Genomic DNA, 19,136 nt, shown 5'->3' with positions numbered 1-19,136 from the left:
AAGCCGCCTTTTTTATTTCAACGTGTTATTCCGGCTTATCCTTCAGCGGGAAACGACGGCGTACCAGCACAAAGAACAGCGGTACGAAATAGATAGCCAGAATCGTCGCCGAAATCATTCCCCCCATAACGCCCGTTCCCACCGCGTGCTGGCTGCTGGAGCCTGCGCCGGAGCTGGTGGCCATCGGCAGGACGCCAAACACAAACGCCAGAGAAGTCATCAGGATCGGGCGCAGGCGCTGACGACAGGCGTGCAGCGTGGCGGCCATCAGTTCGTGACCTTTGGCATTCATCTCATTGGCAAATTCGACGATCAGAATGGCGTTTTTCGCCGACAATCCGATTACGGTGAGGAGTCCGACCTGGAAATAGACATCATTTTCCAGGCCGCGCATCCAGGTTGCCAGCAGCGCTCCGATGACCCCGAGAGGCACCACCAGCATCACCGAGAACGGCACTGACCAGCTTTCATACAGCGCCGCCAGACAGAGGAACACCACCAGCAGCGAAAGGGCATACAAGGCAGGCGCCTGAGCGCCGGAAAGCCGTTCCTGGTAGGACATCGCCGTCCACTCCAGGCCAAAGCCGGTCGGCAACTGCTGAACCAGTTTTTCCATTATATCCAATGCGGTACCGGTACTGACGCCCGGCGCGGCTTCACCGACAATCTCCAGCGCCGAATAGCCGTTGTAACGCTCCAGACGCGGTGAACCGGTCTCCCAGCGTGACGTCGCAAACGCCGAGAACGGCACCATGCCGCCGGTGTTATTGCGCACATACCAGCGGTTGATATCGTCCGGCAGCATGCGGTATTTGGCGGCAGACTGAACGTAGACCTTCTTCACGCGGCCGCGATCCATAAAGTCATTCACGTAGCTTGAGCCCCATGCCGTTTGCAGGGTGTCGTTAATGTCGTCGATGGAGACGCCCAGCGCCTGCGCTTTACGCTGGTCAATATCCACCTGTAGCTGAGGGCTGTCATCCAGACCGTTATGACGAACGCGGGTAAGCTGCGGATCTTTCCCGGCCAGCTCCAGCAGCTTGTCGCGAGCAGCCATCAACGCGTCATGCCCGGCACCCGCGTGATCCTGAAGCTCCATATCAAACCCGGCTGAGCTGCCCAGGCCGCTGATGGCGGGCGGGCTGCTGGCGAAAACGCGCGCTTCCTTGATTTTGTTGAACGCTTTGGTTGCACGTTCAATGATGGCAAAGGAGGAGCCGGTATCGCTGTCGCGCTGGTCCCAGTCTTTCAGGCGCACAAACATACGCGCCACGTTCTGCCCGTTACCGCCAGGGCCAGAGCCGACGGTGGAGAAGACGGAGACCACGTTGTCTTTCTCCTGAGTATGGAAGTAGTTCTCAACCTTCTGCACCACTTTCAGGGTCTGCTGCTGGGTCGAGCCGCTGGGTAACTGTACGGAGGTGATAAACATGCCGCGATCTTCCAGCGGCAGGAACGAGGTTGGCAGCCGCAGGAACAGAAAGACCATGCCGCCGAGCAGCAGGACATAAACCACCATCCAGCGCACGCTGCGGTGCAGTACTTGACCCACGCCCGCTTCATAGCGCGCCGCATTGCGGTTAAACATGCGGTTAAACCAGCCGAAGAAGCCTTTTTGACCGTGGTGTTCGCCCTTATGCAGCGGTTTCAGCAGCGTCGCGCACAGGGCAGGGGTAAGGATCATCGCCACCAGTACGGAGAGCACCATTGCAGAGACGATGGTGATCGAGAACTGGCGATAAATCGCGCCCGTGGTGCCGCCAAAAAACGCCATCGGGATAAATACCGCCGACAGCACCATGGCGATACCGACCAGCGCGCCCTGAATCTGTCCCATCGATTTGCGCGTGGCCTCGCGGGGCGAAAGCCCTTCCTCGCTCATGATGCGCTCAACGTTTTCCACCACCACGATGGCATCATCCACCAGCAGACCGATGGCCAGCACCATGGCGAACATGGTCAGGGTGTTGATGCTGTAACCGAAGGCATACAGCACCGCAAAGGTACCCAGCAGCACCACCGGCACCGCAATCGTGGGGATCAGCGTAGCGCGGAAGTTTTGCAGGAACAGGTACATCACGAGGAACACCAGCGCGATAGCTTCGAGCAGGGTTTTCACCACATCTTCGATGGAGGCTTTTACGAACGAGGTGGTTTCGTAGGCGACTTTGTACTCCAGTCCGTGCGGGAAGAAATGCGACAGCTCATCCAGACGCTCTAGCACCCGCTGCGCGGTCGCCATTTCGTTGGCGCCGGAGGCCAGTTTCACCCCCAGCCCGGACGCGGCATTGCCGTTGAAGCGGCTCAGGTAGTCATATTTTTCCGCCCCCATTTCCACGGTGGCGACATCCCCCAGACGCACTTCCGAACCGTCCTGATTCACGCGTAGCGTGATATTGCGGAACTGTTCAGGTGTCTGGAGCAGCGACTGGGAGTTGATGGTGGCGTTAAGCGCCTGGTTATCCACGGACGGGGTACCGCCGAGCTGCCCCACGGCAATCTGGGCGTTCTGCGATTCGATAGCGTCGGTGACATCTTTGGCGGTCATCTGCACGCTGTTCAGCTTGTTGGGATCCAGCCAGATACGCATGGAGTACTGCGAGCCGTAGGCGTCGATATCACCCACGCCGTTGATACGGCTGAGCGGGTCCTGAATATTACTGGCGACGTAGTCCGCGATGTCCTGCTTATCCATCGAGCCATCGGTTGAAACAAACGCGATGGTCAAAATATTGGTGTCACCGGTTTTACGCACGGTCACCCCCTGGTTCTGCACCGCCTGAGGCAGTTTACGCAGGGCCGATTGCAGCTGGTTTTGCACCTGCTGCACCGCTTCATCCGGATCCGTGCCCGCCGTAAAGCTCAGGGTTACCGTCGCCTGGCCCGTGGCGCTGCTCTGTGAGGACATGTACATCAGGTTATCGAGACCCGTCATGTTCTGCTCGATAACCTGGGTGACGGTATTTTCCAGCGTCTGTGCCGAGGCGCCAGGGTAGTTCGCCGTGATACGCACGTTGGGGGGCGCGAGGTCAGGGTATTGCTCAACAGGAAGGGACGTAATCGCCAGGACACCCGTCAGACACAACAGGATTGCAAGCACCCAGGCAAAAATGGGGCGATCGATGAAAAAATTCGCCATTAAAGTGTGACCTCGTTTTGCTGCACGTCATTATTGTTTATTGCCCGCCTAACTTTAGCGGTAAGGCCCAGGTCAAACGTGGAGAAATAAAGGAGATAATGTAAATTATCATGCGCTTTTTTCAGCGCGCCTTCTTTCTCGCTATTTTTCAGCCTGGGCCGCAGGCGTCTGGAACGTTACGCTGACCTGTGTCCCGCCCTGTGGCGGCTGAGAAAAGTGTAATGTCCCGCCGAGCCGTCCCGCGCGTTCGCGCATGATATTCAGCCCGTAATGCCCCGGCGGTTCGCTGGCGTCGCCGATACCAATGCCGTTGTCGCGGATCGTGACCGTGTGAGTGCCGTCCGCGGTGGTGACGCAGCTGACCACAATCTCGCTCGCGTCGGCATGTTTAATCGCATTCAGCACTGCCTCACGCACAATCTGTAAGAGGTGCACCTGTTTTTGTGCGTCCAGCGCCAGCGATGAGAGACGGCAGTCGAGCACCAGCTTCGCGCGGGTCTGGCTTTGCAACCCGTCGAGAGACTCCTGTAGCGCGGCAGGAAGATTGGCGTGATTGAGCGTCAGGCGGAAGGTGGTGAGCAGCTCGCGTAGCTGATGCCAGGCGTTATTCAGCTCGCGGGAGAAGTCCGTGATGATAGCCTGCGCCGGGGCATTGTCGCCCGGCACGGCATGCTTCAGCAGCGTAAGCTGAATACGCAAATAGGAGAGCACCTGCGCCAGCGAATCATGCAGCTCGCGCGCGATGGTGGCGCGCTCCTCCATCAGCAGCAGCTGCTGATAATGTTTCTGCGCCTGATTGAAATAGAGCCCCCGGCCCAGCATCGTCGCCACGCTTTCCATGAGCGGCAGCGGAACATCCCCGGTCGCGCTTTGCCAGCGCAGTTCGCCGTACAGGGTGTCCTGCATTAACACCGGTAAATTGTGCATTTTCTCGCCCGGGGACTCCTGTCCTTCGTAAAGCTGCCAGTCGTCACTGGTGCGCAATTGCAGGTAATTCATCTGCGTATAGTCATGCACAATCTGCAAAATATGCCGGAAGCAGTGGCTGTCTATCTGCCCGGTATTCAACGCCTGTGAGCATTTGAACAGCATTTCGAGCTGCTGATGCGCTTCATTCAGGTGGCGGGTTTTTTCAGCAACGGAGCGCTCAAGTGAACGGTACAGGGTGTGTAATTCCGCCGACATATGGTTGAAGGCGCGGGAAAGCTGGCCCAGCTCGTTGGGAAGCGTAGTATCCGGCGCGGGAGTGTCGAATTGCCCCTGTTCGATACGCTCGCTCGCCGCCACCAGATTATTCAGCGGCAGCACAACCTGACGGCGGATGCGCCGCAGGGTCACCACCGCCAGCAGCAGGATGCCCAGGCCACCCGTCAGCGACATGAAAATCACCAGCTGAATTTTATGTTCGGTGTAGTGCTGTAGCGCCAGCACAAAGGAATCTATCCGGCCCACGAAATCCTCAATGTGGTTCTGATACCACCCGGTATCGCCGCTGGCGATGCGCGTGTCCATCTCCTGCCAGCCAAGGTGCAACTGCTGGTAACGCTGTTTGACGTCCTCTGGCACATACCAGCGGTTTAGCTTCTGCAACGCAGGCGCGCTCAGCGTTTTTTGCCAGACCGCGCGGTGCTCTGCCAGCGATGGGCCGGCGCGCTGCATTTCGTAGCCCAGGCGGTAGCTCTGCATACGCAGCGAACCGGCGATATTAATCGCCTCGGCGTCGCGCTGGCTGCTGGCGAGTGTAACCAGCGCAATGGCGCTGATCAGAACGGACAAGACAATCATCGAAAAGAAAGCCCGAGCCAGGCTTCCCGATACGGGGCGTTTAACGGTCACTCATCAGCTTCCTGAATTAAATTGATCTGCCACAGGTTCACTGGAAATAGTTCGCCTTCCTGGGCATTTGAACATTGCGTCGCCATGCCGCTGTGGGTAAATACGATAACAATAGAAAAAATAAGGTTATTGAACCAAAAACAGGTGTTGTTATGAATCGTTTTATTATGGCCAACGCTCAACAGTGTATCGGTTGTCGCGCCTGCGAAGTTGCCTGTGTGATGGCGCACAACGGGGAGCAGCACGCGCTGAGTGAGCGCCATTTTCATCCCCGCATTACGGTCCTTACCTCAGGATTGCGAAAAAGCCCCGTGACCTGCCACCACTGTGAAAACGCGCCCTGCGCGCAAAGCTGCCCGAACGGAGCCATCACGCAACACAGCGACAGCGTACAGGTCAATCAACAAAAATGCATTGGCTGTAAAGCCTGCGTGGTGGCCTGTCCGTTTGGCACGATGGACATGCTGATCGCCCCCCTGGAAAACGACAGCGTAAAGGCCTCGGCACACAAATGCGACCTCTGTCTGGAAAGGCCGCAAGGCCCGGCCTGCGTTGAAAACTGTCCGGCGGAGGTGCTTACGCTCGCCACCCCAGCCGTGCTGGATAAGCTGGTTAAGCAGCGCCGACAGCGCAGCGCAAGGCTGGACGCACTGCCGTGGCACAGCGAGGCGGTTCAGTCAGTCCCTTCGCAAACCAAATGGCAACAGATGCAAAACACCCCGGCGCGCGGTGAGCCGGATAAGCTCAGCCCCGACGCGCGCACGGGCCATTTTAACGAGATCTACCTGCCGTTTCGCCCGGAACAGGCGCAGCGCGAGGCATCCCGGTGCCTGAAATGTGGCGAGCACAGCATTTGCGAGTGGACCTGCCCGCTGCATAACCACATTCCGCAGTGGATTGAGCGGATCAGGGCGGGGGATATCGTCGGTGCGGCTGAGCTTTCTCACCAGACTAACTGTTTACCGGAAATTACCGGCCGCGTCTGCCCACAGGATCGATTATGTGAAGGCGCCTGCACCCTGCGGGATGCGTCAGGTGCAGTAACCATCGGGAATATCGAACGGTATATCTCGGATCGGGCGCTGGCGATGGGCTGGACGCCGGACGTCAGCCACGTTAAGCCGGTCGGTAAGCGCGTCGCCATCATCGGTGCCGGTCCGGTAGGGCTGGCCTGCGCCGACGTACTGGTGCGCAGCGGCGTCGGTGTGACGGTCTACGACCGCCATCCGGAAATCGGCGGATTGCTGACCTTTGGTATTCCGGCCTTCAAGCTGGATAAATCCCTGTTAGCGCGGCGCAGAGAGATATTCAGCGCGATGGGCATCCGCTTCGAGCTGAACTGCGAGGTGGGAAAAGACGTGTCGATGGCCCAACTGCAAAACGACTACGATGCCCTGTTCATCGGCGTAGGGACCTATCGTTCCATGAAAGCGGGTATCCCTCACGAAGACGCGCCGGGCGTGTACGACGCGCTGCCGTTTTTAGTGGCAAACACGCGGAACGTGATGGGCCTTGATCCTGCCGCAGACGAACCGTTTATCGACACACAGGGTTTAAACGTGGTGGTGCTCGGCGGGGGCGATACGGCGATGGACTGCGTGCGCACCGCGCTGCGGCATGGCGCGGCGAAAGTCACCTGCGCCTATCGGCGGGACGAGGCCAACATGCCGGGCTCAAAGAAAGAGGTTAAAAACGCGAAAGAAGAGGGCGCAGCGTTTGAATTTAATGTCCAGCCGGTTGAGCTCACGCTGGATACCGACGGGAAGGTTAACGGTATCCGGATGCTGCGCACCAGGCTGGGCGAGCCGGATGCGCAGGGGCGGCGTCGTCCAGTCCCGGTGGCGGGCAGTGAGTTTGTCATGCCAGCGGATGCGGTGATCATGGCGTTTGGTTTTAATCCGCACGCCATGCCGTGGCTTCAGGCGCAGGGCGTCGACACCGACGACTGGGGGCGCATCAGGGCCTCCGTGGAGAGCCGTTATCGCTACCAGACCTCGAATCCGCAGATTTTTGCTGGCGGTGATGCGGTACGCGGTGCGGATCTGGTGGTCACCGCGATGGCGGAAGGGCGTCATGCCGCGCAGGGGATCATGGACTGGCTTGGCGTGCCGCCGCGCAACATGCATTAATGCAGACGGGCGACAAAGCGGGCTTCACGGCGTAGTATAAACAGACTCATTTTGCCGTGGAGCCCGTATGTCCCTGAACATTACCGTTATTAAAGACAAAATCCTTTCTGAAAATTACTTTGTCCTGCGTAACATCACTTACGATCTCACCCGTAAGAACGGGGACGTCATTCGCCATAAACGCGAAGTCTACGACCGGGGCAATGGTGCAACCATCGTGCTGTATAACCGTGAAAAGCAAAGCGTGGTGCTGATCCGCCAGTTTCGCATCGCGACATGGGTCAATGGCAACGCGGACGGACGTCTGATTGAAACCTGTGCAGGTCTGCTTGATGACGATGAGCCGGAAGTGTGTATCCGCAAAGAAGCCATTGAGGAGACGGGTTTTGAAGTGGGTGCGGTGCAGAAAGTCTTTGAGCTGTTTATGTCCCCTGGCGGGGTTACCGAGCTGGTTCACTTCTTCATTGCGGAATATACCGATGCTCAGCGCACGCACCGGGGCGGCGGCGTGGACGATGAAGACATTGAAGTGCTGGAAATGCCTTTCGCTCAGGCTGTCGACATGGTGAAACGCGGCGAGATCCGCGACGGTAAAGCGGTGATCCTGTTGCAGTATCTGCAAACCAGCGGGCTGATGAATGCGGCGGCGGAAGCGCGATAAGTTGTATTTCAGATAAATCTATCCGATAAATCCGATTGAGCCAGCCCGCCCAGGGCACGAAGATACGCCCCAGATTGACCTATTCGTTTCCGGGGCTGTGCCGTTCATGCGCTACTGCGTTTATCTTCTCTTCTTCATTTGCGTGCTTCCCGCGCCTTTGGTGTGGGCTGCGCCTGCGCAGCAGTCTTTTTCAGACTGGCAGGTGACCTGCAATAACCAGAACTTCTGCGTAGCGCGCAATACCGGCGAGCATCGCGGTCTGGTCATGACGCTGAGCCGCAGTGCGGGGGCAAAAACGGACGCCAGCCTGCGCATCGATCTCGGCGGGCTTTCGGCGCCACCGGTGAAAGAGCCTGACATCGCCCCGCGCCTGCTGCTCGACAATGTGCCGCTTAAACTCACGTCGCAACACTGGCAGTTAGCCCCCTGGCATCTTAAAACAGACGATACGGCCACCATCACCACGTTTCTGAAAACCATTCAGGAAGGGCAGGCGCTGACCCTGCGCGGGGGGAAGCAGACAATTTCTCTGGCCGGTCTGAAAGCGGCGCTGCTGTTTATCGATGCCCAGCAAAAACGCGTCGGAAGTGAAACGGCGTGGATTAAAAAAGGGGATAGTCCACCGCTGAGCGTGCCGCCTGCGCCGGCATTAAAAAAGGTGGCGGTGGTGAACCCCACGCCAACGCCGCTGACGCATAACGAACTCAACGATCTGCTGGATTACGGTACCTGGCGCATGAACCACAGCCAGTGCTCTCTCGATCCGAACCGGCGTGAAGTGCGCGTGACCGCGCTGACCGATGACAAAGCGCTGATGATCATCAGCTGTGAGGCGGGGGCGTACAACACCGTCGACCTGGCGTGGCTGGTGTCGCGTAAAAAACCATTTTCGGCCAGGAGCGTGAGATTGCGCCTGCCGTTTACCCCTTCCAGCCAGAGTAGCGACATGGAGCTGATGAATGCCAGCTTCGACGAAAAAACGCGCGAGCTGACCACGCTGGCGCTGGGACGCGGGATTGGCGACTGTGGGATCCAGACCCGCTGGCGTTTTAACGGCCAGCGCTTCCGCCTGGTACGCTACGCGGAAGAGCCAAGCTGTGATAACTGGAATGGACCAGATGCCTGGCCCACGCTGTGGATCACAAGGTAGGGTTTTGCCGGGTGGCGCTGTCGCTTACCCGGCCTACTTTTTAGAACCGTAGGCCCGGTAAGGCGTAGCCGCCACCGGGCACGAGGGCATCACCGATCGCTCTTACGGAAAAAGTCGTTATACAGCATATACAAATGCGCCGCGCTCCAGGAGAAGTTAGGTGCGCCCTGCTGTGCTCCGGTCAGGGGGTTATAGTTCTCCTGAATCGGGCCGTCCGAGGTTAACCCTTTCGCATGCTTAAAGAAGGTTTCGGCGAGGGTTTGCGCCTGCTCACGATAGCCGTAACGTTCCATGCCTTTTAGTCCAAACCAGAACTGATCGACCCAGATCCGGCCGCGCCAGTATATGTCTGCGCCGAACGCCGGGTTTGTCAGCGCGGCGGTGCCGAGCGGTACCCAGGTATTGAACTCCTTCGGATCCAGCATCACCTTGACCACGGCATCCGCATGTTCCTGCGTCGCGGCACCGTTAAACAGCGGAGACCAGCCTTCCGGCCCTTTACCACGCTCGACGATAGGTTTGCCCGCACAGCCGTTCGCCAGCGGCTTATCCTCGATACGAAGGTCATAGTAAAACCCGCTTTTCGCATCGAACATGCAGGTGTTGATATAGGTTGCGAGCTTATCTGCCAGCTGGCGATAGTGGCTGGCCTCCTGCTCTTTACCCAGCAGGCTCGCCATCTGCGCCAGATAGTGATTGTCGCTGTACATATAGCTTGCCTGGTCAACGGACTCCTGTAATAAGGAATACCCTAACAGATCGCCTTTTTTACTCCTGTTTTCGGCAAATTTAACCGTCCAGTCGCTGCGTTTCCCGCCGTTTTCAACGTACTTATCCAGCTGCGCTTTATCGATAAATCCGAATACGGCGGCATCATCGCGCCCGGACTCCCACGAGGCGGCCACCTGCGCGGGGATCTCCAGGCTGTCGTACTGGCCGTTATCAATTATCCGTGCGTAGTTATTCAGGCCGGAAAGCGACTCTTCTTTATCACCTTTTTTCACCGTGAACAGCATCTCGCCGGTAGCGGTGTTATGGGCCTTATCACGCGTCGCACCGTACTCCGGCACGCCGTTGCCGTTATGATCGCGGTTACGCAGCCACCAGTCGTGATAGGCAACCAGTTTTGGATACATCTCGGCAAGCCAGGCTTTATCCTGCGTGGTGTTATACACCTCCATCACCGACCATGCCGCCAGGCTCGGCTTGGTGTTACGCTCGTTCCAGTTACCGCCGTCGCCGCCTCGTTCCGGGCTCAGGTTCCAGGCGATTAAATCCGGCACAAATCCGGTATCCTGCGGGCGCACCGGATCGTCGGGTTTGATCTGCCAGGAGAAGACCGCGCGGATGTTCTCTTTGGCGATCTCCGGGTTGAAATGCGCCATGGCAAATGCCTGTTTCCAGGTGTCCCACGGCCAGGTCTGGTTGCCGGAGAACCAGCGTCCGGTTACGGAGGGCGTCACCGTGTTAAAACGCACCGCGCCGCCTGGCGAACGCCAGTTACCGTTCAACGTCTCGATGGCTTTCACCGCCACGCGCGTTTGTTCTGGAGTCGCGTGCGGGTTGGTTAACCCTTGTTGTAAATACCTCTCCCAGCGCGCTTGCGAGGCGGCCATAAAGTAGGCCGGACGCGCCAGAATGTCGCGGATCTGCGGCTGTTCACGCGCGACGTCATCGGCGTTCAGCAGATGGGAGTAGGTAGTGTACAGCGTGGTGCTGCCGGAAATCTGTGCCCGGCTGGTAAAGCGATGTCCGTCAACGGTGGTCTCGGCAGGAAGAGAGCGGTGTAACTGATATTCGGAACTGCCGGAGGTGAGCAGATCCCAGGTGGAGCGTACCTTGCCGAAGGTCACCTTCAGGCCGTCGCGCGTGGCTACAATTTTACGCTGATAATCAGGATATGCGCTGTCGATGGTTTTATCCGAACGCGGCTTGCCCTCTTTGGCCTCCAGTTTTTCCAGCAGCTCGCCGTCCCACACCAGCTCCAGCGGCGTTTTGCTGGTAATACGGGTTTCAAGCAGCGAAGTACGCGCAGAAGCAAAGCGCAGCGTCATCACGATCTGAACATCCCTGGCGCTCAGTTTCTGCACCAACGCGCCAGGGAGGCTGTAGGCTTCAAGGGTGAAATCCACTTTTTTACCGTTCTGGTAAACGGACAGGCGATCAAAATTCGTCGCCATAAAGTTGATGTACTCTTCGGTGAGCAGCGCTACGCCGGGAAATCCGCCCTGGGTCTGCGGCCCGTCCGGCAGCAAATGCCCATGCCAGGCACCCATATCAAAAAAGGGATTAAACCGCTGGTGGTCGTCGTTGTCGAAATCCTGCATGAAGAGCGGCGCGCCGGTACGGTTGATGACGTTTTTGAAGTCAGTTGCGGTGGCGGCGTGAGCCGAAAAACTGAGCGCCAGCGCGCAGGCCAGCGGCGTGAGGACGTATTTCATGGTGGTAGATCCTTTTTACCAGTAGAAGTATTGCATCAGGAAGACCTGATCGCTCGGGTCGCCGGAGGCATTTTTCATATAGAAGCGGCTGTCGGCAGCGGTGGCAAAACGCCCGCCGCCGTACTCGTACCAAATCCCGAACTGCATAAACGAGGTAGTTTTTTCAGCCGCATCGTCCGGACGATGTTTCGCGTAGCTGTAAGCAGTGGAGAGATAAACGCCTTTCAGGGCTTCCACCATGGCGCTGACCATAAATCCGCTCTCAGTGCCGGAGACGTTCTGTCCATCTGCCCGTCCGGTATGATGCCACGCGCGTGCCGCCAGGTTGGGTGTCAAAACGCCTGTTAAAAAGAGCTGGCCTGTACCGTCGGTAATTTCAAGACCGTTCATCCAGGTGACATCTTTCAGGATGTCGTACTGAATATAGCCATTCGCCATTGCCGGATAGGTATATTTGTCGTCATAACGATCGTATTTGCCGAAGTGTAGCCAGGCCTTGCTTTCGTCATGGTGACCCGCTGGCGTGGCGGTGACGCTGTAGCGCAGGTTGCCGGAGAGGTTTTGCACCTTTAGTGCGTACAAGATGTCGCGGGTGTTGGGGATCACATAACCCAGATCCGGCGTAAAATCGCCCCACCATTGCAGGTCATCGAGAGACGAGTCCTGGCGCAGGCTGAGCATGATCTCGGTGCTGTTATCGGTTTTGTAACCGCCGTAGAAGCGGTTAATCCCACCTTCAAACCCGCCCCAGCTGTGATCGGGCACCCAAGCGTTGCCCTGATGATCCGCCTGTACGGTCCAGCCTTCGCCGTAAATCAGGCCGAACCAGTTCCCCTGTTTTATCTCCAGACCGCCCTCAATATAAGTGCCGTCGCTGTATTTATGTTTATCCTGACCTTCTAAATCCATATACCCACCGACGCCCATCTCGCCATAAAAACGAAATGACGGGGAGGTTATTGCCGGTGTTTTGGTATCGTCATGTTCAGCGGGCCGGGCATCTTCTGCGGCAATAGCAGGGCAGCAGAAAGAGAGGGCAGCGAGTGCCCAAAATGTTTTTTGTTTAATTTTCATAAACTCATCCCAATGAGATAAAATCCATGCCTTTTATTTCAGTTAATATTCGAGGCAGGTGATGCTTCAATTTTTTGTTGTTCTTTTGATAATCCGTTTACGTATTTGCTGTATTTCCACCAGGCAAATCCGAGGAATAAAACAATGCCACCGACGTTATAGAAAATAATCGTCAGAATATTGGCACCGGTAGGGAAAGTGGATGCCACAAAACCAATGGCGAAAATAACAATCAGCATCGACACTATGGTTATACCCGTGGTTCGTGAACCCATCCTGAAATCGCGCGGCAGGTGATCGAGCTTACGACGCAGGTTGAGGTAGGCCAGCATAATAAACAGCGGCGGTAACATTGAGGCTGCTGCGGTCATATTGATGACGGTGTTCATCAGCTCCTGCGCGGTACTGGAGCCCATGGTCGGGATAATCATCAGTGGGATCACAATCAAATACTGGATCCAGGCCGCCCGCGCCGGTACGCCGTTTTCGTTCAGCGCCACGGTTTTCGGACCAAAAATGCCGGTCGGGATCTCCGAGAAAAAGATTTTGACCGGCGTCGCCGTCCACATCAGCAGGGAGCCGAACATGGCGGTAAAGGAAACCAGACCGACGAAACGGTTCATCAACACTTCCGGCAGGCCAAACCACACCGCCAGACCGTGGAACACCTGCACCGAACCCCCGGTAAACTTCAACGCTTTGCTGCTGATAAAGACGTTGATCAGTACCGAGGAGATGGAGTACAGCACGCCGATAAAGATCCCCGCCAGGATGATCACTTTAACGAAAGATTTCGAACCGCCTTTCACATCGTTTACGTACACCGCGACGGATTCCGCGCCCCCGGCAGCCATAAATATCCAGGTGGTAATGCCGAGGAATGCCCAGTTAAAATGCGGGATCATCGCGTCGACGGTAATCGGATCAGCGGGCTGCACCCCACCCATTAGCGCCGCGCCCGCCAGCAGAATGTAAGAGAGCGTCAGCAGCAGCATCAGCGTGGAGGTTACAGACGTAATTGGCCCCAGCATCTTCGCCCCGTTGGTGGAGACCCACGTTGAGAAGGCGAACAGCACCATACTTAGCACCGTTGTGGCAAATGGTGTGAGAATGTACTCATAGCCAAGAAAGGCATAAGAGGCATAGGCAATGACGCGCGGTAATAACGAGGTGAAGAAGAATAAATTCACGAACCAGTATGTATAAGCGGTAATAAATGCCCAGCGCCCGCCGAGTGAACTTTTTACCCAGGCATAAACTCCAGCTTCTGAGTTTTTATTCAACGAGACAAACTCAGCGATAATTAAGCAGAACGGGATAAAATAGAACAGGGTTGCTAAAAAGAACATCGGCGCGGAGGCAAGTCCGAGTTCGATATTATTATTGATCACGTTGTTAAAACTAAACACGGCGGCAAAGGTCAGCGACAGCAGGCCGAATTTGCCGATGGTATTGCGTTTGGTGGTTTCAGACATAACGTTTCTCCGGGTAAGAGGCTAGCGGTGCTTCATTGGCACCGCTCGTTTTTTTATTTGTTATGGAAATAACCGTCTTCGATGGTCACATTGAGAATGACTTTTTTGACCGGCTCCTCGCTGATAAAGCGATACGCCTCATGGTTCTCACAAATTACGATCTGCCCCTCGCGCACCTGTTCGGTGGTACCCACGCCTTTCAGGTATTCTCGATCGGTCTCATCGCGGTAACACTCCACTGTCTGAAGCGCATCTTTGGCGGCATATTCAATTTTCTGCGCGCCCTGAAGGTAGTAATGCACCTCGAAATAGCGGCGATGCCCGACAAACAGCGCGTCGGTGCTGGCATCATTGGTCACACGGTAGGCCAGCGAATCGCCAATCGAATGGGCTACGCCGGGCGAGATATTATCGATATTGTTAATGGCTTCTGAGCAGCGCTGCCATTTGCGACCCGTACGGTAATGCTGTTGAAACTGTTCCAGGCTCTCAAGAACGATCATTTGTCTGCCTCGCTGTGCAAATCCATGGAGAAGAAACCGGTGCCGAATTGCTGGCGTGCCAGCGCCATCGAGGCGATGCGGCCGCCATTGAGCGGGAGCAATGTGAAGCCGTAGCGGAACGGACTGAACCAGACGCGCCAGCTCTCCAGTACCTCACTTCCCCAGGAATTGGAGCCTAAGCCCAGCACCTGGTGGTCAAGATTAAGCGTAATGTCATCGCAGCGGCGCAGTTCGTTGCAGTGCTGTGCGGCGTGAATGTTCTCAGCCGTGTAGTGCCAGGCGCTGAAGTGGAGAGGCTGTTGCGGTACGACCAGCACGCCGCTGCCATGACGATCCGCGAGGGAGGCCCAGCGCACCTGCTGACGGTTGCCGTTGTTTTGCGGGAACGGATAATTTTCAAACATCTTATCAACCGTGGTGTGCCACAGGTCGATGGTGCTGGCCTGCTGGCTGTCCGGATAGTTTTCACCCGGCCCTCGCCCGTAGTAGCTCACCTGATCGAAACCGCCGTTGATGCCAAGCGTAAAGCCGATGCACGGAATAATGTGTGGGTACTCGCCGTAGCGCTCACCGCATAGCTCAACGTTGATCTGCCCGTCGGCGGCGATGCGCCAGCGATAGGTACAGCGCATGCCAAAATCAAACACTGGCGGGGCAATCAGGGTACGGGTGGTGACGATGATCGCATCGTCATGCTGCTCAACCTCGAAACCGCGCAGGTGCTCCTGCATGATCTGGAAATGATACGGCTGCCACAGCCCTTCATACTCCTGCTTATGGTTATCAATCATGGGCTTGAAGAAGTTAATCTTCGGCTCACGGGTAAGGTATTCCTCACCGTTCACCTGCCAGGCGCTGAGTTTTCCCGATACTTTAGAGAAGCTCGCGCGGAAGTTATGCCCGGTCACGGTGCAGCTCAGGCGATCTTCCTCCAGACGCAGCGGAGTGGCACTGGTGTTGATAAACGGTGTCGGGCGTGCCGTGCGGCCTTTTAACGGGAACTGATACACCGCGATCTCGTGCCCGACCTCGCTGTAGCGCGTGGGACTGTTTTTGATAATACGTACAGTCAGAAATGCTTCGCGCTCGTCCAGTTCCGGCACGTGCAGGCTGACGCTGCGGGAGCTGTTGGGGGCCAACCCGGTGATGTTCAGTGGCTCGCTGTGCAGCGTTTCACCTTCCGCACGCACCTCCGTGAGCAGGGTGTAATCATCCAGGCTGGTGAACCATAAGCGGTTATCAACGTGCAGCTCACCGTTTTGCCAGCGCAGTTTGACCGGGGCGATCACCTGCTTGTACTCACGCAAACCTGGCCCGGGCGTTTGATCGGAGTAGATCAGCCCGTCGAGGCAGAAGTTGTAATTATTGGGGTAATCACCGAAGTCGCCGCCATAGGCGTACCAGATGTTGCCGCTGGCGTCTGTTTTCTGAATACCGTGGTCGCACCACTCCCAGACATAATGCCCCTGAATGCAGTCGTGGCGATCGAACACGTTCTGATACTCGGTCAACCCGCCGGGACCGTTGCCCATCGCATGGGCGTATTCGCAGATAATGCGCGGTTTGGCGTGCGGGTATTCGCCAAACAGATTCATCAGCGGTACGCGGGTATACATGGTGGAGATAATGTCCACCACCTCGGCGTCGCGATCTTCTTCGTAGTGAAGCAGGCGAGTATCATCCAGCGCTTTTGCCGCACGGGCCATCGCGCGGATGTTACAGCCGTAGCCGGACTCATTTCCGAGCGACCAGATGATGATCGACGGATGATTTTTCTGCGCGTGAATATGGCGTTCGATACGCTCAACGTAGACCGGCTCCCACACCGGATCGTCCGTAATGCGGCTCAGGTCGCCGACGTTGGCGAAGCCGTGAGATTCCACATCCGTTTCAGCCATCACAAACAGGCCGTACAGGTCGCAAAGCTCGTAAAAGCGCGGGTCGTTCGGGTAGTGGGCGGTACGTACCGAGTTGATATTGTGCTGCTTCATCAGGATCAGGTCGCGCTCCACGCGATCCATCCCCACCGCGCGGCCCCTCAGATGATCGTTGTCATGACGATTGACGCCGTGCAGCTTCAGATAACGGTTGTTAACGTAGAACAGGCCGTCTTTCACCTTGATATCCCGAAACCCGATGCGCTGCGGGATGATTTCCAGCGTCTGGCCATGGTTATCTTTTAAAGTCATGACCAGATGATAAAGATCCGGCGATTCAGCGGACCACTGGCGGGGATGCCTCACCTCAATGCTGAAGGCGGTTTCCGCACGCTCGCTGACGGTCAGGTTGTCGGTTGTTCCCTGGTGCAGCATTGTCCCGCCGTCGTACAGGGTATAATCCAGTTGAACACAGCCAGGGCGTGCAGCAAGGTTTTCCAGCTCAAGCTGACAGAAGAGGGTGGCGTCCCGGTATGCCTCGTCAAAGGTGGTTTTAACCGTGAAATCGCGGACATGCGTGAGTGATTTTCCCAGCAGGTAGACGTCGCGGAATATCCCCGCCGTCCACCACATGTCCTGATCCTCAATGTAGGTGGAATCTGCCCACTGCATAACCCGCACGCACAACAGGTTTTGCCCGCTGTGTACCGCATCGCTGATATCAAACTCGGCAGACAGTCGGCTGCCTTTGCTAAAGCCTATATAGCGGCCATTCACGTAGACTTCGAAATAGGTTTCGACGCCGTCAAACTTGATAAGGGTCTGTTTCTCTTGCCAGCTTTCAGAAAGCGTAAACCAGCGCTGGTATGCCCCGGTCGGGTTGTCTGACGGCACCCATGGTACGTCCACCGGGAAAGGAAAGCCTTCGTCGGTGTACTGCAACTGGCCGTGACCTTCCATCTGCCACATGCCCGGCACGGTAATATCGCCCCAGTTGGCCATGTATTCTGAGGTAAAGTTTTCCGGGACAAGCAGCGGGTTCGTGAAGAAGCGAAAGTTCCACTTTCCGCTTAGCGACAGAAAGTGGCTGCTGGCTTCACGCGCAAACGTGCGCGCCCGGGAAACGGTGTCATAAGAGAAGAAGTACGCACGCGGCGGGAGCCGGTTTTCATGCGTGAGTTGAATATTTTCCCAGCGATTCATGTGATCTCCCTGTAGGGGTAAAACATCATTGCTGGAGATTTTAGTAAATATATTACTAAATAAAATCAGTAAAACCGATTTGCTTTAACTCGATCACGAAATTAAAAAAGCCGGGCGTGCCCGGCGGGAGAGTTAACAGGTGGAAATCAGCGGGTGGTGCCGCGCAGCTTCAGTACGCTCGGGACAAAGACCTGAAGCGGTAGCGCGCGGCCATCGCGGGCCTTTTCCAGCAGCAGATTAACGCCCTGGCTGCCCATCATTTCAGAGTGAATGCGCACGGTGGAAAGAGGCGGGAAGGTAAAGCGGGCGGTTGGAATGTCGTTCACGCTGATCAGTGAAATATCTTCCGGGATCGCCAGCCCTTTTTCGTGGATGGCGCGTAACACCCCGATGGCGATGGAATCGGAGGCCACGAACAAGGCGGAAGGCCAGCACTGTTGTGCCAGCATGATTTTTGCCAGTTCATAACCGGACGAGCTGGAAAAACCGCCGCGCCAGATGTCCTGTTCCGATACCACCCCTTTCAGGAGCCCGTACTCCACGAAGGCGGCTTCCCGAATATCAGCCTTGCCTGGCTCATCTTCGCCGCCGATAAAGCCAATCCGCTTAACTCCCTGAGCAATAAAGAAATCCACGATCTGCTTGCTGATGCGCGAAAGGTCAATATCGACAGAATCGTACTCGCTGCCTGGCTCGTGAAAGTCGATAAAACAGACGTTGTCGGTCAACGACATTGCCGCACGTCGAAGCGCAGGGGAGGGTTTGCCTACAATCAACACCCCGGTGAGCTTTTTCAGCTCCGGCAGGGTGGCATTAGCGTAGCAGTTACTCAGTTCGACCCCCAGTTTTTCGCACTGCGTCTCAATGCCGTGGCGAATGGCAAGATAGTAAGGGTCGTTGATCTCCAGTTCCTGCTGGTAGCTGTAGAGCGCCAGAATATGTTGCTGACCGGCAGCGACAGACTGCATTTTACGGGAGGTCGTGCTTTTGTATTCCAGCTTCTCGGCAATCTCCAGAATGCGGTGTTTCGTCTCTTCTTTCACATTCAGCGTCGGGTCATCGTTTAAAACCCGGGATACCGTTGCCAGCGAGACGCCAGCTTCCGTCGCGATGTCTTTCAGCGTTGCCATGTTTGTCCTTATTCCCCACGAGATAGCTTATTGTAAAGGATGCGTTCGGACATGCATTAATTTTTAGTAAATAACATCCCTGTTGCCCTCGCCAGTTATCGTGCTAGTATTTAGTAAAATTTTACCAAGGAGGCAAAAGTGGAAACGGTAGCGTACGATAATTTTGCAAAGCTCGAGATCCGCGTGGGAAAGATTGTTGACGTTAAACGTCACGCCAATGCGGACAAGCTCTATATTGCGCAGATAGAGGTGGGAGGCAGAACGTTGCAAACCGTCACCAGCCTGGTGCCGTATTACCGGGAAGAGGAGCTGATGGGCAAAACGGTGGTGGTGTTGTGTAACCTGGCAAAGGCTAAAATGCGCGGTGAAACATCTGAATGCATGTTGCTCTGCGCGGAAACCGATGACGCCCGAGAAAGTGTGTTATTAACGCCGGAGCGGGTGATGGCGGCAGGGGTAAGAGTGGTGTGAAAAAGCCGGGTGGCGGCTACGCCTTACCCGGCCTACAAAGCCTCGAA

The 19,136-nt window shown here is 56.3% G+C and carries 12 protein-coding genes; 4 read left to right on the top strand and 8 right to left on the bottom strand.

The genetic code is table 11. The features are described from left to right. Positions 1-25: 25 nt before the first annotated feature. Positions 26-3,139: a multidrug efflux RND transporter permease AcrD gene (gene acrD / locus ACQG0T_RS16160; RefSeq protein ID WP_271040384.1), complete on the bottom strand. Its 3,114-nt coding sequence runs from the start codon at positions 3,137-3,139 to the stop codon at positions 26-28. A 141-nt stretch (positions 3,140-3,280) separates the two neighbouring features. After that, positions 3,281-4,975: a nitrate/nitrite two-component system sensor histidine kinase NarQ gene (gene narQ / locus ACQG0T_RS16155; RefSeq protein WP_047717128.1), complete on the bottom strand. Its 1,695-nt coding sequence runs from the start codon at positions 4,973-4,975 to the stop codon at positions 3,281-3,283. Positions 4,976-5,127: 152 nt separating this feature from the next. Between narQ and aegA the strand changes: the two genes are divergently transcribed. The 3 genes from aegA to ACQG0T_RS16140 all read left to right on the top strand — a co-directional run bounded on the left by aegA (position 5,128) and on the right by ACQG0T_RS16140 (position 8,915). Beyond that, a complete protein-coding gene (gene aegA, locus ACQG0T_RS16150) occupies positions 5,128-7,104 on the top strand; it encodes an oxidoreductase FeS-binding subunit (protein WP_426723823.1) in 1,977 nt (658 codons plus the stop codon). Between the two features lie 67 nt (positions 7,105-7,171). After that, positions 7,172-7,765 (top strand): GDP-mannose pyrophosphatase NudK, encoded by a 594-nt coding sequence (gene nudK, locus ACQG0T_RS16145; RefSeq protein WP_015572208.1) that lies wholly within the window; start codon positions 7,172-7,174, stop codon positions 7,763-7,765. Between the two features lie 106 nt (positions 7,766-7,871). Then, positions 7,872-8,915 carry a DUF1176 domain-containing protein gene (locus ACQG0T_RS16140; RefSeq protein ID WP_023295117.1) on the top strand — a complete coding sequence of 348 codons (1,044 nt, stop codon included), beginning with the start codon at positions 7,872-7,874 and terminating at the stop codon, positions 8,913-8,915. A gap of 89 nt (positions 8,916-9,004) precedes the next feature. On the opposite strand, the gene ygjK is transcribed toward ACQG0T_RS16140, so the two are convergent. From ygjK to ebgR, 6 genes are all read right to left on the bottom strand, one after another. After that, on the bottom strand, positions 9,005-11,356 hold the full coding sequence (gene ygjK, locus ACQG0T_RS16135; protein WP_032102773.1) for an alpha-glucosidase: 2,352 nt from the start codon (positions 11,354-11,356) through the stop codon (positions 9,005-9,007). A 15-nt stretch (positions 11,357-11,371) separates the two neighbouring features. Beyond that, positions 11,372-12,430: a protein YgjJ gene (gene ygjJ, locus ACQG0T_RS16130; protein WP_032102771.1), complete on the bottom strand. Its 1,059-nt coding sequence runs from the start codon at positions 12,428-12,430 to the stop codon at positions 11,372-11,374. Between the two features lie 38 nt (positions 12,431-12,468). Continuing rightward, positions 12,469-13,905, bottom strand: coding sequence for an amino acid permease (locus tag ACQG0T_RS16125; protein ID WP_015572212.1), 1,437 nt, complete (start codon positions 13,903-13,905; stop codon positions 12,469-12,471). 53 nt (positions 13,906-13,958) lie between these two features. Beyond that, positions 13,959-14,408: a beta-galactosidase subunit beta gene (locus ACQG0T_RS16120; protein ID WP_015572213.1), complete on the bottom strand. Its 450-nt coding sequence runs from the start codon at positions 14,406-14,408 to the stop codon at positions 13,959-13,961. Continuing rightward, positions 14,405-17,488 carry a beta-galactosidase subunit alpha gene (gene ebgA / locus ACQG0T_RS16115; protein ID WP_032102770.1) on the bottom strand — a complete coding sequence of 1,028 codons (3,084 nt, stop codon included), beginning with the start codon at positions 17,486-17,488 and terminating at the stop codon, positions 14,405-14,407. The genes ACQG0T_RS16120 and ebgA overlap by 4 nt, the downstream gene beginning before the upstream one ends. A 146-nt stretch (positions 17,489-17,634) precedes the next feature. Beyond that, entirely contained in the window at positions 17,635-18,618 is a 984-nt protein-coding gene (ebgR, locus tag ACQG0T_RS16110; RefSeq protein WP_015572215.1) for a transcriptional regulator EbgR, read from the bottom strand. A gap of 138 nt (positions 18,619-18,756) precedes the next feature. On the opposite strand from ebgR, the gene ACQG0T_RS16105 reads away from it, so the two are divergent. After that, a complete protein-coding gene (locus ACQG0T_RS16105) occupies positions 18,757-19,089 on the top strand; it encodes a tRNA-binding protein (RefSeq protein WP_271040382.1) in 333 nt (110 codons plus the stop codon). Positions 19,090-19,136: the final 47 nt, after the last annotated feature.

It is taken from the genome of Enterobacter cloacae complex sp. 302F9 (assembly GCF_050030335.1).
GTDB lineage: Bacteria > Pseudomonadota > Gammaproteobacteria > Enterobacterales > Enterobacteriaceae > Enterobacter > Enterobacter hormaechei_C.
Note: the sequence above shows the minus strand (reverse complement) of the source record. Positions and strands in the feature narration are given on the sequence as shown.